The sequence below is a fragment of the Methanobrevibacter thaueri genome (genome assembly GCF_003111625.1).
GTDB lineage: Archaea > Methanobacteriota > Methanobacteria > Methanobacteriales > Methanobacteriaceae > Methanocatella > Methanocatella thaueri.
The window spans coordinates 105,495-130,796 of the sequence record NZ_MZGS01000024.1; the positions used below are offsets into that span (position 1 = coordinate 105,495).

Annotated in this window: 17 protein-coding genes; 3 read left to right on the top strand and 14 right to left on the bottom strand. The window is 36.5% G+C overall.

Annotated elements, in window-relative coordinates:
- Nucleotides 1-10: 10 nt before the first annotated feature.
- The 12 genes from MBBTH_RS07375 to MBBTH_RS07430 all read right to left on the bottom strand — a co-directional run bounded on the left by MBBTH_RS07375 (nucleotide 11) and on the right by MBBTH_RS07430 (nucleotide 20,375).
- A complete protein-coding gene (locus MBBTH_RS07375; RefSeq protein WP_116592414.1) occupies nucleotides 11-7,828 on the bottom strand; it encodes a non-ribosomal peptide synthetase in 7,818 nt (2,605 codons plus the stop codon).
- A gap of 1,408 nt (nucleotides 7,829-9,236) precedes the next feature.
- Nucleotides 9,237-9,881: a phosphopantothenoylcysteine decarboxylase domain-containing protein gene (locus MBBTH_RS07380; RefSeq protein ID WP_116592415.1), complete on the bottom strand. Its 645-nt coding sequence runs from the start codon at nucleotides 9,879-9,881 to the stop codon at nucleotides 9,237-9,239.
- 1 nt (nucleotide 9,882) lies between these two features.
- Nucleotides 9,883-10,395 carry a flavoprotein gene (locus tag MBBTH_RS07385; protein WP_116592416.1) on the bottom strand — a complete coding sequence of 171 codons (513 nt, stop codon included), beginning with the start codon at nucleotides 10,393-10,395 and terminating at the stop codon, nucleotides 9,883-9,885.
- 26 nt (nucleotides 10,396-10,421) lie between these two features.
- Entirely contained in the window at nucleotides 10,422-10,973 is a 552-nt protein-coding gene (locus tag MBBTH_RS07390) for a PsbP-related protein (RefSeq protein WP_116592417.1), read from the bottom strand.
- A gap of 21 nt (nucleotides 10,974-10,994) precedes the next feature.
- Nucleotides 10,995-11,747, bottom strand: coding sequence for an endoglucanase (locus MBBTH_RS07395; protein WP_207773349.1), 753 nt, complete (start codon nucleotides 11,745-11,747; stop codon nucleotides 10,995-10,997).
- A 56-nt stretch (nucleotides 11,748-11,803) separates the two neighbouring features.
- On the bottom strand, nucleotides 11,804-12,610 hold the full coding sequence (gene pheA / locus MBBTH_RS07400) for a prephenate dehydratase (RefSeq protein WP_116592418.1): 807 nt from the start codon (nucleotides 12,608-12,610) through the stop codon (nucleotides 11,804-11,806).
- A gap of 38 nt (nucleotides 12,611-12,648) precedes the next feature.
- On the bottom strand, nucleotides 12,649-13,452 hold the full coding sequence (locus MBBTH_RS07405; protein ID WP_116592419.1) for a CBS domain-containing protein: 804 nt from the start codon (nucleotides 13,450-13,452) through the stop codon (nucleotides 12,649-12,651).
- A 21-nt stretch (nucleotides 13,453-13,473) separates the two neighbouring features.
- A complete protein-coding gene (locus MBBTH_RS07410; protein WP_116592420.1) occupies nucleotides 13,474-14,412 on the bottom strand; it encodes a CBS domain-containing protein in 939 nt (312 codons plus the stop codon).
- Between the two features lie 70 nt (nucleotides 14,413-14,482).
- On the bottom strand, nucleotides 14,483-15,181 hold the full coding sequence (locus MBBTH_RS07415; RefSeq protein WP_116592421.1) for a 7-carboxy-7-deazaguanine synthase QueE: 699 nt from the start codon (nucleotides 15,179-15,181) through the stop codon (nucleotides 14,483-14,485).
- A complete protein-coding gene (locus MBBTH_RS07420; protein WP_116592422.1) occupies nucleotides 15,181-15,696 on the bottom strand; it encodes a 6-pyruvoyl trahydropterin synthase family protein in 516 nt (171 codons plus the stop codon). Before MBBTH_RS07420 ends, MBBTH_RS07415 begins: the two co-directional genes overlap by 1 nt.
- Entirely contained in the window at nucleotides 15,696-16,286 is a 591-nt protein-coding gene (locus MBBTH_RS07425) for a DUF366 family protein (protein ID WP_116592423.1), read from the bottom strand. Before MBBTH_RS07425 ends, MBBTH_RS07420 begins: the two co-directional genes overlap by 1 nt.
- A 114-nt stretch (nucleotides 16,287-16,400) precedes the next feature.
- Nucleotides 16,401-20,375, bottom strand: a complete 3,975-nt coding sequence (locus MBBTH_RS07430) for a right-handed parallel beta-helix repeat-containing protein (protein WP_116592424.1) — start codon at nucleotides 20,373-20,375, stop codon at nucleotides 16,401-16,403.
- A 257-nt stretch (nucleotides 20,376-20,632) separates the two neighbouring features.
- Here MBBTH_RS07430 and MBBTH_RS07435 point away from each other — a divergent pair, with 257 nt between their 5' ends.
- From MBBTH_RS07435 to cas4, 3 genes are all read left to right on the top strand, one after another.
- Entirely contained in the window at nucleotides 20,633-21,706 is a 1,074-nt protein-coding gene (locus tag MBBTH_RS07435) for a DNA polymerase subunit beta (RefSeq protein WP_116592425.1), read from the top strand.
- Between the two features lie 213 nt (nucleotides 21,707-21,919).
- The gene (locus MBBTH_RS07440; RefSeq protein ID WP_116592426.1) at nucleotides 21,920-23,398 is read left to right on the top strand and encodes a sodium-dependent transporter; all 1,479 of its coding nucleotides are present in this window, start codon (nucleotides 21,920-21,922) and stop codon (nucleotides 23,396-23,398) included.
- A 136-nt stretch (nucleotides 23,399-23,534) separates the two neighbouring features.
- Nucleotides 23,535-24,329, top strand: coding sequence for a CRISPR-associated protein Cas4 (cas4, locus tag MBBTH_RS07445; RefSeq protein WP_116592427.1), 795 nt, complete (start codon nucleotides 23,535-23,537; stop codon nucleotides 24,327-24,329).
- Between the two features lie 55 nt (nucleotides 24,330-24,384).
- On the opposite strand, the gene MBBTH_RS07450 is transcribed toward cas4, so the two are convergent.
- On the bottom strand, nucleotides 24,385-25,044 hold the full coding sequence (locus MBBTH_RS07450) for a DUF5612 domain-containing protein (protein WP_116592428.1): 660 nt from the start codon (nucleotides 25,042-25,044) through the stop codon (nucleotides 24,385-24,387).
- Nucleotides 25,041-25,301, bottom strand: coding sequence for an energy-converting hydrogenase B subunit P (locus MBBTH_RS07455; protein ID WP_116592429.1), 261 nt, complete (start codon nucleotides 25,299-25,301; stop codon nucleotides 25,041-25,043). The genes MBBTH_RS07450 and MBBTH_RS07455 overlap by 4 nt, the downstream gene beginning before the upstream one ends.
- Nucleotide 25,302: the final 1 nt, after the last annotated feature.

Consider the following 25,302-nt stretch of genomic DNA (forward strand, 5'->3'; position numbering starts at 1 on the left):
GTCTTAACCTCTATAGACTAAAGAAGTCCAAATCATCCAGATATTTTATGAAATTATAGATGTAGTCTTCAGATATGAATGGCCATTTAATGCCCAAACGATAAAGCGCCTGAATAGTGAATGTATTGTCAACAGGCATCCAAATCTTTTTGACCTTTCCGGAACCTATTGAAGTGATAAGGCCTGACACACCTTCCTGTTTTGATTTATCTGCAAGCGCTTCATCTAAAGCATTTTCATAATCGTCATCCTCAGCAGGTTCAATATCCAATCCTAAAGGTTTGATAATGTCGATTATGTCTCCAAAGGAAACGCTGTGATAATCGTATGGATGGAAAACTGTACATTCTTTAGGAGTCTTTGAAAGACCTAAAATTGCTTTTGCAGTCACATCAATCGGTGAAAATTCAACATTATTCATTAGCATTGAATATGGCATTTTTCCAATTGTTACGAATGCCTTTAAACGATTGATGAAACCATTTGATTCAAAGTTGATTTGGAATTCACTGTCAGAGCTTCTTGCCATCAGGTTTCCAACCCTCATGATTTTAACGTCCAAATCGTCATTGACGGCAGCTTCTAGAACCGCACGTTCTGCCAAGAATTTGGAATTGAGATATTGATTGTCAACAGCCTGACCAATGAACAAATCATTTTCCGTGAATTTGACATCAACCGGAGGATAATTGTTTATACTTTCACCGGCAATACTGTATGTGGAAACCTGGACGTATTTTGCATCTTTCATCTTTGCAAATTTAAGTCCGTTTATTACACCACCAAGGTTAATGTCTTCAATATCTGTTCCGGATGAGAAGTGCTTAACGTTGGCAGCACAGTTAACTATGGTATCGATTTTCTCATTTATAAGATTTTCAAAGTCTTCAAAGTTAGTGATGTCCCCTTCAATGACATGCAATCTTTCTGCGAATACCTCTTCATATTCATCGGAGAAGTAATAGAACAGTAGAGATCTCAATCTTTCTTCACCGCTCAATACCTTATTGGCCCTGATGAAACAGTAAACGTCCCCTGTTTCATTATCAAGTATTTCACGAAGCACGTGTATTCCTAAAAATCCTGTTGCACCGGTAAGCAGAATATTGCCTAAGCTATCCTGAATTCCACCATCAAGTATTGTTTCAAGATTGTTTTTCTTGAGCAGATCATTGATTTGTGAATAGTCATAGGATAATTCCTCTTTTTTGTCCATTGTTTCATCAGAGAGGATAAATTCTGACAATGCCCTTGGAGTCGGATTTGAGAAAACATCACCATAACTTAAATTATAGTTTCTGTTTAAAGCTTCCATAGTGATTTTAGTAACTAAAAGTGAAGTTCCACCGATTTCAAAGAAATTGTCAGTGACACTTACTTCGTCAAGTCCCAGGATTTCAGCAAACAGGTTTGCAAAGAATGCTTCAATGTCGTTTTCAGGAGCAACATATTCAGTGATTAAAACCGGTTCAGGCAAGTTTCTCAGGTCTGTTTTTCCGTTTGCGGTTTGAGGCATTTCATCAAGCTCCATGTAGACTGTTGGAACCATGTAATATACCAATTTTTCACCAAGGGATGCTTTCAGCTCGTCAATATCAATGGAATAACCATTTTCTTCACGATTTTCATCCTTATATTCATCATGAACTGTGAAATATGCACACAGATGATCGTTGCCCTTGATTTTTTTAACAACAACCGCAACAGATTTGATTCCAGGGAATTTTGAAAGGCCCACTTCAATCTCGCCTATTTCAATTCTCAAACCTCTGAGCTTGATTTGGTTGTCCATTCTTCCGAATACATAATAGTCCCCGTCTTCAGTGACTTTGACAAAGTCTCCGGAATGATAGAATCTGACACCATTAATAATCTCATATGCTTTGGCATTATTTTCCGGACGGTTCAGATATTCTCTTGAAACACCTTTTCCCGCAATGAATAGCTCACCAATGACATTTGGAGGTAAAGGATTGGAATCGAAATCCATAACCATCTCATGCACATTGAACAGTGCCTTACCTATATGGATGTCTGAACTTTCAAGCAATTGACCGTTACAGTAGACGGTTGTTTCAGTCGGACCATACATGTTAAAGATTTTTCCGTTGGAGTTTTCGCTGAGCAATTCATATAATCTTGCTGAGAACGGCTCTCCCGCATGAATATAAACTTTAAATCCGTACATTGTTTCCTGCATCGCTTCAATTTCCAGATATTGTAGAATACGTGAAGGTGTAGCAACGTAGACATTCGCTCCGGACCTGTGGATTAAATCCATCATTTCAATAGGGTCCTTGTATTCGGTATCATTTGCAAATACCATTGGAACTCCATTCAACAGAGATCCCATCAGTTCCTGCTGGAATACGTCGAAAGCTACAGTTGTAGTGGACAATACCTTGTAATCCTCTTTTTCAAGATTGTGGACCAGTTCATATGTACAGACATTTCTAGGGTCAGGATAAACAAAGTTTGCAATGTTTCCATGCTCCAATATTACTCCTTTTGGAAGTCCTGTGGAACCTGAAGTGTAAATGAGATATGCCATATTGTTTGCATGCACATCAGGGTCAGGGTTGGAAGTGTCCTCTTCCTTAAGAAGTTCATTGACATCCAGCAAATTATCGCTATATTGGGACAAGTCTATGCCTTTTTTCTCAATGACATCATCCACAATGATGTATTTTGATTCACTGTCTGTTAGAACATGCTCAATTCTTTCTGAAGGATATTCAGAGTCAACCGGAATGAAAGCTGCACCTGCCTTTAGAATACCGAATGCAGATGCAATCACATTACTGTTTCTGTTCAGTATGAACATTATCCTATCTTCAGGACCGACTCCTTTCTTGATGAGACTGTGAGCAATCCTATTAGCCTTTTCGTTTAGCTCCACATAAGTGAACTCGCCGTCATCCGCATATAAGATGACCCTGTCCGGATGCAATTCGACCTGATTTTCAAATATCTTATTCAGCCTGTCTTCAGGAATATCATCATATTCCAAATCATCGACGCCCCAATCATCATTTTCAATGATTGAAATGTCCTTCATGAGTGTATTTCCGTTGAATGTCATGAATTTGTTTAAGACTATTCTGATACAGTCAAGGAAAGTGTTAATCAATGTTTCAGAGTATAGCTGATCGTTGTATTCACAGAATATCCTGTATTGGCCATCCACTTCAACCACATTTATGTTAATCTTGAATTTCAGACCTTCATAGTCAAGGGATTGCCTTTCAACATTCATTCCGCCGATTTCAATGTCTTCGATGATTTTTCCGTGATATGCGTATAATATTTCAGGAGCGATGTCGAATTTATTTGAAATTTCGGTTAGAGGATATGATGAATATGCCAGTACATTCAGCCATTCCCCATTAATGTACTCCAGATATTCATTAAGACTTGAATCTGAATTTAATTTCAATGCCAACGGCAATGTCTTAACCATCATGGCCAATGTTTTTTGCTGATTTGGATTGAATCTGCCGTTAGTGATTGTTGCAATCAATATATCTCTGTTGTAAACGAATTTGTTTAAAACAAATGAAGTTGCAGCAAGGAACAGATTATTCTGACTGAGGTTTGATTTCTTACAGAACTCGTCAATAGTTTCCTTATCAAGGAAAACATCCCTCATTGCAGCATTGCCCTCGGATTCATCACCGTTGATGTCCTGGGCAATCAGTGTTGCGTCATCAAATTCCTGAACCTTATGGGCGAAGAACAATTCAGCTTCCTTATATAATGAGGACTGTTCCGTTTTAATTTCATTTAAGGAATACTCGAATCCGTCAAGTTCTTCAAGCTCATAATCCTTTCCATCGTAGATTTTTGAGATTTCATCAAATAAAATGTTTAGGGAAGTCCCATCCACAATGATATGGTGGAAATCGGCAAGCAGCATTGAGTTTCCGACTATCTTGAATCTGAACAGTGGTCCCTCATCAAGTTTGAAAGGCTTTACAAATTCATCAATATTGGCTTCATCAACAACCTCAATCAAGTCATCGACTTTTAGGCCGTCCCTTCTTTGCTGATAAACCTCACCATTTTCCATTACCATTATTGTTTTTAGATAAGGGTGATTTTCAATGGCGGTTATGATTGCTGACTTGAGCTTATCCACATCAATGCCTTCACTGAATTCCATTTTCTTTGGAAGGTTGTAGGCAGTGTTATCAGGATCTTTGATGCAGTCAAAGTAAACTCCAAGCTGATTTGAAGTTAACGGATAGAATTCCTGAACATCGGATTCTTCATCATCAACTATTTTAATTTCAGATGCAATCTTTTCTATTGTTTTATATTTCAATATTTCAGTAACGTTCAGCTGTGCATTCATTTTATTATAAATTGCTGAAGTTAATTTGATTACAGACAGGGAAGTGAGTCCTATATTGAACAAATCAGTGTTTACACCGAATTCATCGACTCCCAAAATATCAGAGACTATATCAAATAGCTCTTTTTCAATATCAGTTCTTGGTTTTATGAATTCATCAATGTCAATTTCTGGATCAGGTAAATTTTTAAAGTCTGTTTTTCCATTAGGAGTTTTAGGGAATGATTCAAGCTGTGTGAAATATGACGGAACCATATATTCAGGCAAGGAATCAATCAGACACTGTCTCATGTCCTCAATGTCAATATCACAGGATGCTGTGAAATAAGCGCATAAGTGTTCCACGTTGTTGAGTTTTTTAACAACAACCTTTGAAAGGGAGACATTTTCATAATTTGCAATTGCACCCTCAATTTCAGACAACTCTATCCTCAATCCTCTGAGTTTGATTTGAGTGTCGTTACGTCCTGAAACATACAACTCTCCATGGACATCTTTTTTACCCAAATCCCCTGTATTATAATATGGAATATCATTTAATGTTAAAAAGACCTTTTCAGTTTGTTCAGGGTTGTTCAGGTATCCTCTTGCAATTCCAGCTCCACCAACATAAATTTCACCAGTCACATAAGCAGGCAGCTGATTTCCATCAATATCCATTATCTTATCAACTACATTCAGCATTTCCCATCCTGCAGTAACCTCATTGGAGTCTATTAACTTATAATGTGAAGCGATTGTCACTTCTGTTGGCCCATATGAATTATAGATGTCTGCATTTGTGTATTTTGATAATCTGTCATATAATACTGGAGGGAATCCTTCACCACCGACAATAATCACATTGCACTTTCCGACAACATCCTGAATTTCTTCAAGCTGCAGGTATTCGAGCAATCTGGTTGGTGTGGAACCGAATCCTTCTGCATCAGTTGCCTTGAACAATCCGACCAATTCCAAAGGATCAACGGCCTGTTCATCATTTGCAAACACTACAGGCAATCCGTTTAGAATTGTACCGAATATTTCCCTTAAGAATACGATAAATGAAACTGTAGAAATTGATATGAACTTATTGCACTTGTGGTTCAATTCGTAAATCGGAACGTTCTCCTCAACATTCGCCACATAGTTTGTGATTCCCCTGTGAGTAATCATGACCCCCTTAGGTTTTCCGGTTGATCCTGAAGTGTAAATTAAGAAACATAAATTATCCGGAGTCAAAACAACATCAGGATTTGAATCATCATCCCCCATCAGCAATTCATCAACATCAATTCTGTTTTCGCCATTATAGTCTATTTCTGAAGATGTTATAACAAATTTGGAATCACTATCCTCCAGAATCTGGTTGATTCTGTTTTTCGGATAATTCGGATCGATTGGAATGAATGCCGCTCCCGCTTTGACGATACCCAAAACAGCTGCAATCAAATCGCTGTTCCTTCTCATCATGAACATTACTCTGTCTTCGATGTCGACTCCCCTTTTGATTAAACCGTTAGCTATCTTATTTGCTTTTCTGTTTAATTCATCATAGGTGAGTTCACCATCCTCAGCATAAAGTATTGTTTTTTGAGGATTTTCAGCCGCAATATTTTCAAATACCTTATTTACGATTCCCTCATTTGCAAGATTGATTTCAAAGCCTTCATCAAGTTCAATTTCACGCCTTATGGAAATGTCCTTAAGCAATTCATCAGGAGAAGAGAACCTGTCAAACAGAACATCCATTGAATCCAAGAATGTTTCCATTAATTCTTTTGAGTAGAATGATTCATCGTAACTGATGTTGATATTTCCGCTTTCAAAATTGAATACCAATTTGTAATCCTTTTTATCGTATTCGTCCACCACGAACAGTACTTCACTTTCAAAGTTCAATTTTTTGTTGTTCAAGAGAGGGTAGCTCTTATATTCCCTGAAAGATTTTTTGAAGTCATCGAAGTATTGTTGAACGGTCATGTCTGTATTGAAGTGATATCCTGCAGCAACACGGTCATATGCAATTAGGATATCCTTTGAAAATGAGAATTTGGTCAGGTTATATAAAAATGTTGCAAGCAGGAATTTTTCTTTTGACAAGCGGTATTCTCCGGACAGATACTTTAACTTTTCAATGTCAATTGGCTTGGATATTTTTACGAATCTCTCTTTGTCCCCGCTTACATCCGGAGAAATTGTGGTTGGATTGTCAAATGAATTAATTAAGTTGCTGTAATAATTTTCCGCCTTGAAAAATTCGACTTCATTTACCTTGTATTCGCTGCATTTCTTGGTGGAATCTTCCATTACCTGCCTTAGCAAATCTCTCAGACCGTCTGCAATGAATTCAATTTCCCTTTTGCTGAAACATGCCTTGTCATACTCTATAAATATGGATTGCAAACCGTCTTTATCGGAATAATTCTTGTTTATTCTGAAGTGAAGCGGAAATTTAATGTCCTTCTGGAAACTTAAGAATTTTGAATCATAATCTGTGGAATTGGATACGATTGAAAACATTGAAATGCAATCCGGATCGATACCCATGTTTCTCAAATCTGTTGTGTATTCACTGAATTGCAATTTTGCATGGCTCAAACCTTCCTTTAAAACGCTTTTTGAATAGGCGAGCAGCTCATCGAATGATAAATCCTCATCGTAGGCCAGTCTTAAAGGAATTGTATTAACGAACATTCCTAAGGCGTCATCCTGATTGAAGTACCTTCCATGAACGGAAGTGTTCAATACCATGTCCTTAAATGAATCATTGCCTTTTTTAGATTTTGAAAGGTATAAAAAATTAAGTGCCAATGAGATGATGAATGGAGAATACTCGAAATCAGGAATTTGATCGAAAAACAGCTCGAAAAATCCGAATTCGGAATCATCAAATGAATACCAATCCTGAGTGTAACCTTTTAAGGCATCCAGCCAGTATTCCTTGTCGGCTTTTGCATCATCGGAATTGAGATAATCCAACTCGTCTTCAACATATGATTCATATGAATAATCAATCGGAACATATTCCTCATCATCTTTAATGCAGGCCATATACCTGTCAATTTCACGGGGAACTATTGAGTAAAGTGATGTTCCGTCAAGCAAAATATGTTGCACGACACCAATAAGCACTGTAGACCCTTCTGTTTTTAAAACGGCCCATTTATATAATGGGGAGTCGAAAACATCATCAAACGGATTATCAAGATAATCTTTTATGAAATCATCAAGGTTTTCATCTGAAACGTCAAATGAATCAACAACAACATCATTATCAGCAAAATATTGTTTGAATTCCCCATTTTCATCATGCTTAATTTGTAAATTCAGATATTCCCTGGAAATACACTCTATAGCTGATTTTACATTTTCAAAATCATCCAAATCATAATTCTTTCTAAATGCAAGATAAAAAGAATCATTATGAGGATTTTCTATCTCAGAAAACAGCAACATTTTCTGAGCCGAAGACAAGCTAAACAAATCCATATCATTCACCACATCCTTTATTCATCAAATTTATTTAATCATTACTTTATTAACAATACTTCAAATATACTCAATGAGAGGAAACGACCATGATTTACATCATCCAAACAATAGAATTTATGGCATTCGCCATGATTCAAATTCTAAATGATATTCATAATATCATCCACCCATTAAACTATTTATAAATATCTTTTTATTATCTATTAAATTTATGGAATTAATGCCATTTTTATATTGTTCTTCACAAGAAGCATAAATGAAAATCAAGAACTCAAACACCAAAACCGTCAAATAACACATCTATACCATAACCCTAAAACTCATTTCACCAAAGCAAATATTATGTAGGGATCAAGCAATCTAAGGAACGTCATAGCAATAATGATGAAAAAAAATAAAAGCAAAGATGAAATCCCCTAAATAAAGCTTCAGGTTTTTTTAAAATTTCAAGCAAATGAAAAAAACAAACGACTGTAAAGATATCGGCGAAAGGCATGACTCTGATAGCGGAATAGATATCAACACCTTAAAAATTACAACTCTAAAAACATTCCCAACAAACATCAAATAAAATGTATAACCATTGGTTTTTAAACAAGGCACAACAAAACCAGAAGCACATGAAATTCCAAATCGAAATTCGGACAATATTCAAGGAAAACAGATAATAAATTTTTTAAAACTAATCCAAACCCAAAACACACCAGTACTAAAAAGGCAATAATGCAATGTCAATGCAAGAAAAATTTTTAAAAAAAATCACCAAATTTTTGGGTGATAATTAACCAGAAAATAGCTCTCTGGAAATTAAAAAATTACTACAAAATACTCAAAAAAGTATTACTTAGATACCTTTTTATACTAGAAAATAAAATATTATATATGCTAATGCAAATAAAATAAAAGTTCATTGAAACGGCCTTTAGGTTGATTCACTCTATTAATCACTCCATTTAACTCATTCCTAAAGGCATGAACTTATTTTTTAAAAAAACTTATTTTAAAAAGACTTTTTTTTCAAAACCTATTTAGTGTATTTTAATCTAAAAAGTATTACTCAAAAATGCCCATAATCGACAGCAGATTTATGTTCTTATTCTAAAAAATGAATGTTGAAAATACCATCGTGAAAACTAACATTACCATAAAAATATAATTGCAATTTGAAAACCATATTGATTTAAAATTATATGTATGAAATAAAAGATTTTGAAAAGACTTTAGTTTCAGCTAACAAATTATGAATCTATGAAAAACAGGTCTGGAAATAACTTCAAGAATATTAAATAGATGATGAACTAAAAAAGTTGTTAATCCATTAACCATCAAATAATTAAAAGGAAATTAAAAATAAGGTAATGTATTTTAAAAAATTATAAAAGATAATTGGTGCATATAGATTAAGCTACACCTTTTTGGAAATTACATCAAAAATCTCTTTGGCAATCTCCCTTTTTGAAGCCAACGGCACGACCAACACATCCTCATCAACAATCAGAACCTCATTGTTGTCGGATCCGAATTGACAGCAATCCCTGGAAATGTCATTGGCAACAACCAAGTCGGTGCCGGCATCGGAAATCTGCTTTCGGGCACACTCGATAATCTCATCCCTTGAGATGTTGAACTCCGCCTTGAATCCAACCAGAAAAATATCAGGATTCACCTTCTTAATCTGACGAATTATTTTAGTTGCCGGTTTCAAATCTAAAAACAGAGAATTTGATGAATCAATCTTCTTATCGGACTTCCGATTAAATTCAAAATCGGAAACCGCAGCAGTGGAAATGAAAATGTCATAAGAAGGAATCAGCTTTAAAACCACATCATTCATTTCCTTGCCTGTCTCAACATGAATGACATCAAAAACAGAAGGAATCTCTACACTGACATTAGCCACAACCAATGTCAAATCCGCTCCACGGATATAAGCCTCACGTGCAAGAGCCAATCCCATTTTACCGGAGGACTTATTGGTAATTCCCCTTACAGAATCAATAGGCTCATAAGTTCCTCCGAGACTTATAAGAATCTTCTTACCTTTAATCATGCTAATCTTCTTTATTTAAGTTAATTACCCTCAATGATTCAAGAACAATGTCCTCTTTTGATGGGAACTTGGCTTTTCCTTCATCCATTCTCGGCTTGATGAATGTTGCGGTTCCCTCATCTTTAATCTTTTCAATGTTTTCCTTGATCGCCCTATACATTGAGTCATGCATTGATGGCACAAAGATGATTGGAGTGTCATGTCCTTGAGCGGTGATTAAAAGGGTTGAGATAGGATTGTCCGCAATCTTATGGGCGAATTTGGAAATTGTGTTTGCAGTAGCCGGCGCAACCAAAATCAAATCCTCCTGGGAATATCTGACATGCTCGATTTTGCCCGTCAGTTTGGTCACGACCTCATTGCCTGTTGCAAATTCCATGGCATTCGGACTGATTATCTCACATGCGGACTCGCTCATGAAACATTTGACTTCCATGCCTTCTCTTCTAAGCTCTCGTGCTAACTTAATGGATTCTGTAGCTGCAATGCTACCTGTAACACATAATATTATCATGAAACACACCTATAAAAAAAATAAATTTATGTGATTTGAATATCTGAAATGATATAATCAAACACATATAAGTTAGATTCAAATTGATCCAATGGTGCACTGTACATAATCACATACGCTTGACCGCCCTTTTCAAACCAAACGGCCTTATGCTCCCTTTCGAGACCATTGTCGTTGGAAGTGTAGATGTACTCCAAGGCAGGTTTGCCGGCAATCATTGAATCTCCAGAGGAGATTAGTTTGAATGAGGAATCATACTGCATTTGCCTGTAGGTATTGTTAATAAATGTATAGAAGTCCATGGTAAGCGGTTGCTTCTCAAAATTGATATTTACCTGACTGACACCAGCGGCATCTATTGAATCCAGTTTTGAAATTGCCATGATTGAATAATTTGAAGTAGCTTCAGAATAACCCCAATTGGAAGGATATGTAATAGACAATCCCCCTTTTGACAATGTCTCAATGGTTGTGCCATTATTGGAATTGCTTTCTGCACTAACTCCAACAGTTATAAACATCAAACATATTATAAAGATAAATGCAATTATACTTCCTTTCAATATTTTATTTTTCATAAGAACACCTTACAATTAATATTAACCTTCATCGGACCCTGAATCTGAGCCTCCACCTGAATCGGAACCGCCACCACCAGAGTCTGAGCCTCCACCTGAATCGGAACTACCTCCGCCTGAATCGGAACCGCCACCACCAGAGTCTGAGCCTCCTCCAGAATCTGAGTGGGAAGGAGTGGAATCAGTCTCCACTGTAGTTGTGGTCGTTGTAGTGGTTTCAACATCAGGTTTGTCGTCATTATCATCATTAGTTTTGGTGTAATTTGAAGTACTATTGGTTTTGGTCACATTGTTAGGTATGACTGAATGAATTTCAGGGAACGCTGTATCTTGAACGATACCTACTGGAGTTGTGTCCGTACCTGTCTGGAAATCGAAATTTAATACTCCATAAGCCACACCAGCCGTAAAGGCTATGACCAATACTAAAATCGCAAGTAGTCTAAATGTACTTCCATCTGATGACTTTTTCTTCTGGTTATATTTAGCATCATCTTTTTTAGGATTAATAATATATTTTTGAACTAAATCTTGTTCTTGTCTTTTCTTATCTGCTGCAGGTCTCTTGCTCCTCCTCTTATTGCCTTTAGGAGCGCTTGGTTTACCTTGCATAGATCTAATTCTTCGAGTAGCTTCAACAGCATCAATAGAATTCAGTTTATCTTCATATTTGGATCGGAAGTAGATGTATTTCTCTTTAGAAATTTTTCCGGATTTGTAATCCGCTTCCAAACTGTTCATAATATGAAGAAGTTTATCTCTATCATCTGACATGCCTACCCTCCCTGAAATTATTATAATGTAAATTATATTAAAACAATAATTTAAAGTTACCTATATTCAGGGTATGAACCTAAAACTTTTAAAAAATAGGTGTTGTCTTCGACTTCACGAAGAATTTCCTGAATGATTTCATCATCCTTATGGCCATTGAAGTCAACGAAAAAGAGGTATTTGCCCAATCCCTTTTTTGATGGCCGGGACTCGATTTTTGTCAAGTTGATTTCATGCCTCTGGAAAATTCCCAAAATCTTATACAATCCACCAGGACGGTCCTCATAAATAGAAAAGATGATTGAGGTCTTGTCGCTTCCTGTAGGCTCATGGTCCTCCTTTGAAATGACAACAAATCTTGTCTCATTGTTATCTGTGTCCTGGATATTTGCCTTAAGAATCTCCAAGCCGTATAGCTCGGCGGCCACCCTATTTCCTATGGCTGCCTTGTTCTTGAATCCTCTAATGTCCTTGGCAGCCCTTGCAGTGCTTACCGCATAGTGAGGCTGAATCATATTTTCCTGAATGAATTCCTGGCATTGTGATATTGCCTGCGCATGGGAGTAGACATCCTCAATGTCCTCCATTTTTGTGCCAGGATTGACAATCAGATTCTGATTGATTGGAATTATGATTTCCTGAAAAATCTTCAGGTCGTACTTGTGAGCAAGCGAATCCAATGTGATTCCGACAGGTCCTTCAATGGAGTTTTCGATAGGAATTATTCCAAAAGAAGTTTCATCATTTGCAACACTGTCCAAAACTGCGGGAATTGTGCAGTATGGAATCAGCTCATCGCCAATCAGCCTTGCAGCCTCATGTGTGAATGTTCCTTTAGGACCTAGAAATGAAATTAAAGTAATACTTAGACCCCCTTAAAAAAAATAAAAAAAGAAGATATTTAAGATTCTAATTTTTCAATTAGTCTTAAAATATCGGTTTGAGTTATGATACCAACCAAATCATTGCCTTCAACAACAGGCAAACCGTTGTATCCGGTTTCAATCATGATTTTGGCCACTTCAGATATTGTGGCGTCCCTTGTAGTCACTGTTGGATTAAAAGACATTATGTCCTCAACCAAAAGCTCCTTAATCTGGGATTTCTGATATTTTTCAGGAACCTTTTTCCTAAAGTCAATGAATGCTCTCATCAGGTCTTTGGAAGTCAACATTCCTTCAAGTTTATCGTCATCCACAACAGGCAATCTACCCACATTAGATTCCATCATTTGTCTTCTAGCATGGATAAGCCTATCAGTTGGTCCCACCACTTTTAAATCCTTGGTCATTATTTCTTTAACAGTGATTTTATCAAAAGCAATTCCTACTGCAAGGGTAACAAAATCAGCCTTGGATACGATACCGACCATCTTGTCATCTTCATCCATGACAGGGACTGATCCTATGCCGTTGTCCAACATCAATCTTGCCACATCATCCAATTGCATTGTTTGAGGAACTGTAATTACATCTTTAACCATTACAGATGAAATATGAAGTCTGGATGCAGGCATACTTTCATATTTTGCAGATCCAAGCTTAGCAGCTATATCCCTTTCAGAAATTATACCAACTAACTCTTTGTGGTTTGTTACGGGTAAACGTGAAACGTTATGTTTACGTAACAATTTTAAAGCATCAGAAAGATTTTGATCTTTGTCTACGGTAATTAAATCCTCAGACATCAAATTCTTAATTTGCATATTATCATCTCCTAAATAATTTTAATATCTTTTAACTGCGTTCAATACATCTCTTTCAGTGACGATTCCAATTACATCATCGCCTTTAACAACTGGAACTCCACCAATATTCTTTTCGGCGAAGAGTTCACATAATTCCCCAATGGTCATTGTTGGTTCAACTGTGATTGGTTCTTTAGCCATAATGTCTGAAATTTTTGTTTGATCCAATACATCACTTGCCAAATTGGAATTTAAGTTGTCAAATAATTCTTTTGCATTTAAGAATTTAACTACATCAGTGGAAGTTAAGATTCCTAATAATTTTTTAGCAGCTTTAGAGATATCTGCTTCGCCACCAACGATTGGAATTCTTCTTAAACCATTCCTTACCATGATTTTACATGCGTCTCCTAATGAAGTTCCAGGAGTGGTGGTGAATACTTTAGGACTCATATAATCTTGTACAGTGTCTTTGCCTGCAACGCCTGCCAAGGATAATGCTATATCCCTTTCAGTAACTATTCCTGCAAGTTTTTCATCAGCATCAACAATAGGTATTGCACCTAATTGGTTTGCTAGCATGGTTTCAATTGTTTCGCCAATTGAAGATTTATTAGATTCTGTAATCAAATCACGAGTCATGATTTCTTTAACCGGTTCGTTGATAGCAGCCAAGAAATTGTCTTCGTATTTTTTCTCAATAATGTTGAATTTTTTTCCTCCACCAAAGAAATCCAATATATCCATTACTGTTACAATACCTAATAATTTTCCAGAACCAGGATCAGTGATTGGCAATCTTCTAAATTCATGTTCCATCATTACTTTTGCAGTATCCTTAATACTTTTTGAAGGAGGAATTGAAACAACATCTCTGGACGCAATAGCCATTATGTCTCCTTCTTTGTCATGAACTTTGGTTTGACGTTCAACTGCACCTGTGTTTGATTTTCTATTAATGGATGTTTTATCTTTCATTTTCACACCTCTAATTTACAATTGCTATCTCTAAAAATAAAATCAATTAAAAAATATTAAAAACAAAAATTCACTCAATGTCCAAAATCTTATGGATTTGAGGAATGGTGGAAACATCAAAATATTGCCCAACAACTTCGGAAAATTCAAATAATTTAAAATTAATGTCTTTCCACTCTCCTAACGGACTGGAAGGTTGGATAATTATTTTAAGGTTGCTTTTGTTTGAAATACTTTCTGATAATTTTTCAACTACCCCTTTAAATGACTTTATTTTTGTTGATGGCAATATAACTACTTTACAATATACATTTATAGATTTTTTAATTAATAAATTTAATGATTTAATCTCATTTAAAAAAATGGAACTGTCAAAATCACCATCAAAATGCTCAGGTAACTTAATATCCAAAGAAACAATGTCCAATTTCTCTATGGAGTCAATATTTTCCGGTAAAGTTCCATTAGTTTCAAGCATGATTTTCAGCTTGAAATCCTTACTGACCTCTGAAATGAATTCAGGGTATAGGCTAGGTTCACCTCCAGTAAATGAAATTGTTTTGCAATCAGGAGTCATGAGCTTTTTAATTTCTGATGAGACCTCTTCAGGAGTCATCAGAGTTCCTGATTTCTCGGATTTACTATCATTGGTATCGCAATAGTTACAATTCAAATTGCATCCTGCAAATCTAACAAAAATTTGTCTTTCACCAATCAAAAGGCCTTCGCCTTGAAAAGATGAAAAAATTTCAATAATAGGAGCTTTCATTATAAATCTTTCCTATATTCAGCACCTTGTCCAATTCCCTCATTTACACAAACCGCCACATATTCCAAATTATCATAAGTCTCAGATAACTTTTTAGCCAAAGTTTCTGCAAAAAACTTGGACAATTCCTCGGCGGAAGTGTAAGGAAGCGGTAAAAACACACAGTCAACACCAGGCAGGGAATAACCCTTTCCATCGATTTTAAAATGAACTGTATGTTTCTTCTTTAAGTTAAAAATTGAATCTTTCTCTTTATCAAAGTCTTTAAATTCAATTAAATCATTATAAACGGGAATCAATAATCTGTGATCTAGTTCATCACAAATTGCTTTGGTATAACCTTTCACATCTTTGAAGTCAACTACAAATTCAAAATCTCCTGCCCTCTCACCTTCAATTTCAACATCCACAAAGTAAGAGTGTCCATGAATATATCCGCATGATTCATGACCCGGAATTACGTGTGCAGAAGAGAATCTTAAATTTGATTGAATACCATTAACTAAAATCTTCATCATAACACCTTGGTTTTACTTATATCCTTTTCAATAGTTTCTATCTCATCAATAAACCTATTGACTGTTTTATTAATTAATTCCAATAGATTATCATCAGTGAATATCTGCTTATCATTAATTCTAATGTCAAAAAGTCCAATGGTTTCAACATCATCAGGAGTTCCCTTGTCTTCCAGGTTCAGGGCGAAATGTATCTTTGCAGAGCTGAGTGAGACACTTGCAATTGATATGGACAGTTTCCTTCCGTCGACAAAAATATCATCGCCTTCCCTTTCTGTTTGAACTCCATACTCGTTTAAAATTTCTCTAAATATCATGACAAGAAGCCTTTGCCTTAAGTAAGCCACCCTCATGTTCGGTGGCTGCTGGTCGAAAAATTCACAGATGAAATTTACCATGTTGTTTGATTTGATTTCCAAACCCACATCAGCGAAATCCTTTAGATTGTCCGGAGTAATGTTAACAGGACCTATCCAGGTTATGATTGATGATCCGTAAATTCCAAACTCCTGAAATGCCCATGATGGGTTTATTTGACTTCCATCATATTCAAATATTTCATCTATGTGTTTATGAGTAATAGCCATGATATAACCTATTTTAAAATTATTAAATTACCTATTTATATTTAGTCAAAGGTGTTAAAAAAAGTATCGTATCTGAATTAAAAAAAAGAAAATATCAGTAGATGCGATTGGCATCTACTTCATTTTGATTTTAACTTTTTTGGTTACTTTGTTGTAGTAGGCATTACCTTTAAAGGTGATTTTTGCTTTAAAGGTTCCTTTTTTGGTTAGTTTCTTGATTTTAAAGGTTGCCTTTCCTTTAGCATTTGTTTTTGCTTTGAAGGTTTTTCCTTTAATTTTCAAAGTAACTTTGGCTTTTTTAATCGGTTTTCCTATGTTGTCTTTTAGTGTTATTGCGTATTTTTTGACTTTTTTAGCCTTTTTGAAGGTTTTCTTTTTGGCGATTATCTTAGGATTTGCCTTTTTGACTGTGACTTTAACCTCTTTAGTTGAGTTGTCATAGTTTGCATCTCCGCTGAATGTTATTTTGGCAGAGTATGCTTTAGGAGCCAAACCTTTAGTGGATACCTTGATCTGACCGTTTTTATCAGTTATCAGTGTTTTAGCACCATTCAAGTTGACAGTTACTTTAACACCGCTTAATGCCTTGCCGTTACTGTCTTTTAATGTGACAACCAAATCTTTGTTGATGTTGTAGATTGTAGTGATTGCATTTGCAGCCATTTGTGTTTTGGCCCTGTTAACAGTTATTGTGACTGTTTTATTCACAGCATTATGATTCGCATCAGGTATTGCAGTTATTGTTAAATTATAGGTCCCCACATCCAAAACTGGAATCATAATGGCATCACTTTTAATGAAAACTTCATTACCATTGATTTTGGCCACGATAGTTATAACTCCTTCAGTTGTGACTGTTATTGTGGAACTGGTTCCATAATCTAAAGTTACATCATCAACAGTTAAAATCGAATCCGCCTTATCGACTGACAAAGTTCCACTTGCAGTATCATCGGTGAAAATGTCATCACCAGAATAAACAACAGAGACTACATATTCCCCAACATCAAGATTTCCTAGAGATATTGTTGCATTTAAATCCAGATTCTCAAATGCATATTCAGATTTTTCACCTTTTAAGGTTATGTTGACTTTTCCAGTAGCGGTGGAATTATAATTTAGAGCAATAATAGTGTTATTGCTGTAAATAACTTCCTGCGGCTCAACAGATAAGTTTGGATTTGCTTTTGAAATGCTTGTTTCAACTGTGCATTCTATATTTTCAAATTTTACAGTTACACTTCCAGTTCCCACTTCAGTTGAAGTATATTTTAGGGCTTGACCTAATTTAGCAATGCCCTCGGATTCACCTTTACTTGTCGCAACAACTGTTAAATTGACCGGATATAAACGACTGTTGTCATAATAGGAAATGTATGCAGAGTCATATGAATATAATATGAAAAATACATCACATGACCCAAAAATGACAACCGGGTCTGCAGTACCATCCAGGAATAGCCACTTATTTATTGTCACATCACTAGGTATCGGTTCTGTATCGTAATTGGTTGCATTGTGTCCGAACCAGTTGTAATCTGCATTGGATGAAGAATCCATCATAGCAAAAACGATTGCACTGGCAGAATTATTTAGGAAAATGTTTCCGTTTATTGTTAGTCTGTAACTACCATACATATTATAGAAATAAACGGCACCATCATCAGCACGGTTATTTATAAAAACTGAACCGGAAATATCACCGGTACTACGGTCCCAAAAGACAGCGCCTCCAGATTGATTAGCGGAATTATTTGTAAAACTACAACCTGAAACAAATCCTCCATCATTAAGACGCCAGTCGATAGCACCTCCAGAAATATTGGCGGAGTTATTTGTAAAACTACAACCTGAAACAAAGCCGTTGTAATTACGGACCAATGCGATAGCTCCGCCCTCACTGTCAGCGGAATTATTCACAAAACTACAATCGGAAACATTGGCAGAAGGAGTTTCCTTCCAAAGGATAGCTCCACCCTCATGATTAGCGTGATTATTCGAAAAAGTGCATCCAATAACCTTACCGTTATCAGCACCATAATTAAAACCGTCCCACAATACGGCTCCACCATCATTATTGGCTGAATTATTCTCAAAAGCACAATCTGAAACTGTACTGTCACTACCGCTCCAAACTATAGCTCCACCATCATTATTAGCGCGATTATTCTTAAAAATACAACCTGAAACTGTACCGTTATTCCCACTCTCTCGGATAGCACCACCATAATTAGCGGAATTATCCATAAAAATACAACCGGAAACAGTACCATTAACATCCTTCCACATGATAGCGCCCCCAATAGATGCACTATTGCTTATGAAATTGGAATTTTTGATTTTTGCATAATTGGTGGAAACTGCTCCCCCATAACTTGAAGCTGAGTTACCGGTAAAGTTACAGCAATTTAACTCTGCATTGCCGTAGACATTGAGTGCTCCTCCAGCATCCTCTATTGCGGAATTATTTTCAAAATCAGAATCAATTATTTTTATATCATTGCTGGAATAAATTGCTCCTCTCCCATATCTTCCAACATTGCTGTTGAAAATTGAGTTTTTAACAATTCCAACATTCCAGAATTCAATGGCTCCGCCAGTTCTTGCTTTGTTGTTTGTGAAATTACAATTATTTACTTCACCTGCACCATGAATATTTACTGATCCGCCATTTTGCGCTTCATTATCACTGAAGTCAGAACCCTCAATTGTTCCATTCCTCCAAATGTAAACCGCACCACCATCGTATCGTGCAGAATTACTTATGAATTTAGAGCCAAGCACTGTTCCATTGCCCTCAAAATAGATTGCTCCACCACAACTATCATCAGCATCGTTTGCAGTATTGCTTGTGAAATTAGAGTTGATAACCATTCCATTGCCATAAAAATAGATTGCTCCACCGGATTTCGCATGATTATTTTTAAATGAAACATTTTCAATGCTTCCATCAGTAACAGCAATTGCCCCACCATAATCCGCAGTATTGCCGATGAATTCACCATTAAAGATTACATTTTCAAAGTTTTCAAAGAAATTAACTCCTCCACCGTTTTCCGCTTTATTGTTAATAAAATTGCTGTTGAATGTGATATTGTGTGGAGTTTGTCTGTAATTTACTCCCCCACCAAATAGTGCTGCAGTGTTATTGATAAAATCACAGGTAAAAATGCTATTGGATGAGACATTCTTAAATGTTATCGCACCACCATTTCCGTTTTCAGAGTCAATTAATCCTAAAGCAGAGTTATTGATGAAATAACCTGTGAAGTTATTGCCATTTGTGGTGCTATAGAAAAACATTGCTCCTCCACAGGACTGTGCCACATTGAATCTGAAATCACTGCTGAATCTATTGTTGTTTGCCTTATTGTAAAAAAAGATTCCTGCACCGTAAGCCGCCTGATTGTATCTGAAAATGCTTTCAAATTTATTGTTTTCAGACAAGGCGATGAAAAATATTGCACCTCCACTGGCGGCCTTCGCATGATTTCGATAAAATTCGGCTGCAAATGTATTGTTTGAAGATTTTCCTTTGACATATATTGCACCGGCACCTCTTTCAGCAGTATTGTTTTCAAAATATCCATTTATTGTGTTATTAGTGATTGCACCGTTAAAGTATATTGCTCCACCGTTATATGCACTATTGTTTATGAAAGTTGAGTTGATTCTGCAATTTGAAAAAGCATTGTCGATATAGACTGCTCCTCCGGAAGCATTTGCATTGTTATTTTCAAAATGACAGTTAAGCATGTTTAAATTATGAATGGCAAAAATTGCTCCACCATTATCATTTGAATAACCATTGACAAATTTAATATTTTTCAAGGTCACGTTATTCGCAGTTATATTAAATATCCTTGCTTGATTTGCCCCGTTGATTGTGTGTCCATCACCATCGATTACAATATTGTCTTTAGCAATCAGGACCCCCTGTTTGTAATCAGAATCATTAGAACTGTATGCATAATCCTTTGTTAATGTTAAATTTCCGCCAACAGGCATTTCACTGATTTCACCATCCAAATCCGTGAAATTTCCAATATTGCCCGTAATCTGATTGTTTTCCAATGGCGCATTATTCATTGTATTGTTATCAGCCGCACCAACAAAATTTAAACTGATTAAAACAAATAGAATTAATGCGAGAAAAATTAGCTTTGATTTAATAAATCCACCCCCTCAGGCCATCTTATTATAAATCTATCAATTAATATATTTAAAAATTTTTAGAACGTAAAATTTTATTTATATTGTTAGAACAATTTTCATATATTCCTTTCCATTATCATAACAACACATTAATTAAAGAAAAAACAAAATTTAACTAAGGAGTTAAAATTATGGAACAAGTAAGAACAAGAGATTTCATCTACACAAGCGACGACCTATATTTCGCATCAACCAATTACATTCACCCGGAAGACAGAGTAATCTCATTTTTAAGATATGTACCCGACCCGGAGGGCGATCGTGAAAAAGATGGAAAAAGATACAGAAAGGTAGGATCCGAAGAAGCCTATACCTATTTGAGAGAAAATCATCCTGATTATCTATATTTTTCTCAAGTTACAAACGTTGAAATGATGGGAGTGCCATTGGACAAGGTTGAAAGAATCATTAAACCTGAAAATAGACTTTTAGGCCTTAAAAAGACATTCGAATCTGGTGGAGAGGTCAAAAATCCTGAATTGATTGCAAAGCTTATGGATGTGGCCGACTTTTTCCACTTCATGGCAGACATTCCATATGACCATTTGGGAATCTCAGGCTCCATTTTACCCGGCCTTCAAAAAAGCGATGTCAGTGACTTGGACTTTGTTGTATATGGTCTTGACAACCACAGAAGAGCAATTGCAGCATTTAAAGAGCATAGAGGCAAGGAAGTTTATATTGAAGAGGTTGACAAGCACATCACAGTTGAGGGAATCACCAATGACTACTGGGATTTTGTATACGATAAAAGAATGTATGATGAAAGTTTAACCAAAGAAGAGTTCAGATGGTATGAAAACAGAAAAGCGAACAGGGGAACAATAAACGGAACCCTATTTGACATTTTGGCCACAAAGGATTATGATGAGATTGAAGGCACTTGGGGAGATACCGTTTACGAGCCTCAGGGAATTGCTCAAATCGAATGCGACATCGTAAGCGCACTTGGAGCGTTTGACAACCCTTCACTTTACACCATAGAGAATGTGGAAGTCATCGATGGCGTGGACTTCCCATTAACAGAAGTCGTCTCATTTACCCACACCTATGCCGGCGAGGTCGTTGACGGCGAGCATGTGGTCGCTAAGGGTAAAGTGGAAAAGGTCATTGTCAATGGCGAGTTCAGCCATTACCGCATAGTTGTCGGAACCACCCGTGAAGCAATCGATGAGTATTTGAAGCTCAAGGAAAGCCCGGCATAATCATTTTATATGGGAGTTGATTCTCTCATAATTACTATTTTTTTAAACAAACAAGTAAATTTTAATAATTAAATTAGACAAATTTACAATTTTTAACTTTATTTAGCTTATTGAGCAAATATTATTAAAAAAATCACGATTTAAGCAAGATTAATGCAAATAATATATAAACTTCAATGACAAATATATTAAGTATTAATTTAAGTGATAAAAATGACAGAGACTAAAAAACAAGAATGGAACAGTAATCTTGCATTCATGATGGCCATGATTGGTTCCGCTGTCGGACTGGGAAATATCTGGCGTTTCCCAAATGTATTGTACTCACACGGTGGAGGATCATTCATGATTCCATATATCGTTTCATTATTCCTGCTCGGAATTTCATTTGTTCTTGTGGAATACGCAGTGGGATTCAAGTTCAAGAAATCTATTGCAAGAGTAATGTATTCCATAAAGGATAAACTGGAACCGGTAGCATGGTTCATACTACTGGTCGTATTTTTGATAACAACATATTACGTTTGTGTTGTTGGATGGGACTTTATTTATATAATCTTAAGTTTTACAAAAGCATGGGGAGCCAATCCCGATTTATATTTCTCAAATAATGTATTGCATGCGACAGATTCAATGTCCGGACTGTTTACAATCGTTCCAAACGTTCTCATTTCAGTGTTCATCATCTGGTTCATTGCATGGATGATTATCAAAAGGGACCTGAATGACGGAATCGGTAAAGTGAGCCAAATCCTATTGCCTTTGCTTTGTCTGATTGTTGTCGGAATCGTGGCATTCTCCCTGACATTGCCAGGCGCATCAATCGGATACACACAAATCTTCACTCCAGACTGGAGCGCGTTGCTCAACCTGGACGTATGGCTGGCGGCATTCGGACAGATCGTGTTCTCCCTAAGTTTGGGAATGGCGATTGCAATGACATATGCAAGCTACCTGCCGGAAGGCTCAAAACTGGTGGACAATGCGGTGATTGTGGCATTTTCAAATTCCGGATTTGAAGTGTTTAACTCAATTGGAATCTTCTCAATCCTAGGATTCATGACAGCAACCTCAGGAATACCGTTCAATGAACTTGTAACTGAAGGAACAGGACTTGCATTCGTTGTTTTCCCACAAGTGTTCAATACCATGGGAAGCGTCGCATACATCCTAGGACCACTGTTCTTCATATGTATCCTCTTTGCTGGAATCACATCCGTTATTGCCCTTCTTGAGGGAGTGTGCTATTCAATTTCCGAAAAGTTCCTTATTGAACGTAAAAAGACAGCAACCGTTGTCTGCATTGTCGGATTTTTAATATCCTGTATCTTTGCAACCGGTGCCGGAAGTACAATTCTCGGAATATTCGATGCATACCTGAATAATTTCGCATTGCTCTTGGCAGTATTGCTTGAGTGCCTAATCTTCGGTTGGATTTACAAGTTCGATGACCTGATTGAAACATTGAACAACAACTCCAAACTTCAAGTAGGCAAAACATGGAAAGTGACAATCAAATACATATTGCCAATTTGTATTGCAGGCCTTTGGATTCAAGGAGTATACTCCACAGTCTCCCAGGCAGATGGCCTTAGCCTGACGGTTATGGGAATCCTGAGCGTACTGCTGATTGTGATTCCAATCATCTTTGCAAAAATGCCTGCACTCAACAAGGATTACTACAACGTGTAAAATTGCATTTAAATAGCTAAATTAGTAGCTATTTACTTTTTTTATTTTATTTAACTAAATTATAATCATTTATAACTTCTTATTTTAAATATTATTAGTTTAATACTAATAATAAGAATTTTAAGAGGTTATAAACATGATGAATGTATCTTCCATAAAACTACATATGTACTGTCCAATGAAATTATACATCAAAACCCATGTAGATACAAGTGAAAACGAGGACTACCAGCTGGCAGTGGAAATCAAGAAGCTGAAAATCGATATCCACGACCTTATTCAAAAGAACATGCGAAAAGTCAAGAAGGACATGACCCTCAGCGAAATTGAAAATGTCCTGTCACAGAATATCGACCCCCATATCGAAAGCACAACCAAAGCCATTAAATCAATGAACCTGGGTCTTGAAAACTCACAAATCAACGAGATGATAGATGACGCATACTTTAAAATCAAGATAACCGCACTGAAAACCAAACAGGCAATGACAATTCTCAATAAGAATGCCTTTGCCATAACCGACATGTTTTTCCCGAATTCCATGTATTCCTATATGCTGAAAGACAAGAGTCTTGATTTGATAGGCATTTGCGACAAGATAGAGATCGTTGACGGCAATTATTTCCCGATAACCCTCAAGAATGGAAATCCTCCGCTAAAGGGAGTCTGGGATCAGGATGCAATCGAGCAGGTCGCATATGCTATACTCATTGAGGAGGAATTCAACACCGAGGTTTATGTGGGATTTGTCGACTATGAAAAGATAGGCGACAGGCGCCCCGTCGTGATGGATGTCAACCTCAGAAAGGCACTCTTTGAAATCATCCGGGAAGTCAAGGAAATAACTGAGAACAAGAAGCTTCCAAATGTGAAAAAAAGTGCTAAAAAATGTGAAAAATGCGAATATAAGGAAATCTGTCTTAAAAATTAGAAATGAAAAGGGAGTTAACAATTAACTCCCTTTCCTATACGTCCATAAACATGAATTAATATTTGATATTGTCACCTAAACGGGAAATGTCAAAAACGGCGGTATCGGCGATTGACATCACCGCAAGCACACCCGCCTGAATAGGGTCTGTAATGATTAAATCGGCATACTTGGTCACGCTTCCCGGCATGTTAAGGCAAATCACAACAAGGTTGCTTTCTTCCTTGACCTTCTTGACCGCCTCGGTTATCTCACCGCCCATAAGGGAACCTGCCAAAACAAGAGCCCTTACACGAGGGAGTCTTGAGATGGCTTCGACCGCTTCAGCCAAGGATTTTTCACCGACCAAAGGTATTGTATCGATACTTATACGCTCACCTCGTATATTGTGCCTGTCGGCCTCGGTGATTGCACCCATAGCAACCTGGGAAACCTGCGCTCCGCCACCGACGATGATTATACGTTTTCCATAGATGTCCAATTGGGAGCCATGCAATTCAACTGATTTCACTTCAGGAATGCTTTTCAAATCTGCTACCAACTCATCAATATCCTCAACATGCTCAAGCTCCAGATTAATGGAACCCATATTGTTCTGTTCAACAAATAGATGAACATAGCTAATGTTGGCACCATGGGATGTGATGACATCGGTTATGTCATCCAACACTCCTTTTTTCTCAGTTGATTTGATTGTTAATGTATAATCACTCATTTTTTGGCCTTCACCTTGTCAAGTTCTGCGTGTGCTCTTTTCCACATGCTCAAATAGTTATCATTTTTGGTGACAGGAATCACTTCAAGCCCCAAATCTCTGTGTTCTTGAATCCATTCCTCATGAAATACTGGGATTTCTATTTTAATTGGTTCAGAGGTTTTATTTACAACTATAAGATTCCTGTAAGGAAAATCCCATTCGACAATATATCCTCCAAGACTTACCATGTGATACGGTCTCATAACAAACTTCATA

Bases quoted from the DNA above. Each gene is read 5' to 3' on its own strand.
- MBBTH_RS07390 (WP_116592417.1), bottom strand. From the start codon at position 10,973: ATGAAAAATAAAATATTGAAAGGAAGTATAATTGCATTTATCTTTATA.
- MBBTH_RS07425 (WP_116592423.1), bottom strand. From the start codon at position 16,286: ATGGCTATTACTCATAAACACATAGATGAAATATTTGAATATGATGGA.
- MBBTH_RS07395 (WP_207773349.1), bottom strand. From the start codon at position 11,747: ATGTCAGATGATAGAGATAAACTTCTTCATATTATGAACAGTTTGGAA.
- MBBTH_RS07455 (WP_116592429.1), bottom strand. From the start codon at position 25,301: ATGAAGTTTGTTATGAGACCGTATCACATGGTAAGTCTTGGAGGATAT.
- MBBTH_RS07430 (WP_116592424.1), bottom strand. From the start codon at position 20,375: ATGAATAATGCGCCATTGGAAAACAATCAGATTACGGGCAATATTGGA.
- MBBTH_RS07450 (WP_116592428.1), bottom strand. From the start codon at position 25,044: ATGAGTGATTATACATTAACAATCAAATCAACTGAGAAAAAAGGAGTG.
- MBBTH_RS07420 (WP_116592422.1), bottom strand. From the start codon at position 15,696: ATGAAGATTTTAGTTAATGGTATTCAATCAAATTTAAGATTCTCTTCT.
- MBBTH_RS07405 (WP_116592419.1), bottom strand. From the start codon at position 13,452: ATGCAAATTAAGAATTTGATGTCTGAGGATTTAATTACCGTAGACAAA.
- MBBTH_RS07410 (WP_116592420.1), bottom strand. From the start codon at position 14,412: ATGAAAGATAAAACATCCATTAATAGAAAATCAAACACAGGTGCAGTT.
- MBBTH_RS07380 (WP_116592415.1), bottom strand. From the start codon at position 9,881: ATGATTAAAGGTAAGAAGATTCTTATAAGTCTCGGAGGAACTTATGAG.
- MBBTH_RS07375 (WP_116592414.1), bottom strand. From the start codon at position 7,828: ATGGATTTGTTTAGCTTGTCTTCGGCTCAGAAAATGTTGCTGTTTTCT.
- MBBTH_RS07385 (WP_116592416.1), bottom strand. From the start codon at position 10,395: ATGATAATATTATGTGTTACAGGTAGCATTGCAGCTACAGAATCCATT.
- cas4 (WP_116592427.1), top strand. From the start codon at position 23,535: ATGATGAATGTATCTTCCATAAAACTACATATGTACTGTCCAATGAAA.
- MBBTH_RS07440 (WP_116592426.1), top strand. From the start codon at position 21,920: ATGACAGAGACTAAAAAACAAGAATGGAACAGTAATCTTGCATTCATG.
- MBBTH_RS07415 (WP_116592421.1), bottom strand. From the start codon at position 15,181: ATGAAAGCTCCTATTATTGAAATTTTTTCATCTTTTCAAGGCGAAGGC.
- MBBTH_RS07435 (WP_116592425.1), top strand. From the start codon at position 20,633: ATGGAACAAGTAAGAACAAGAGATTTCATCTACACAAGCGACGACCTA.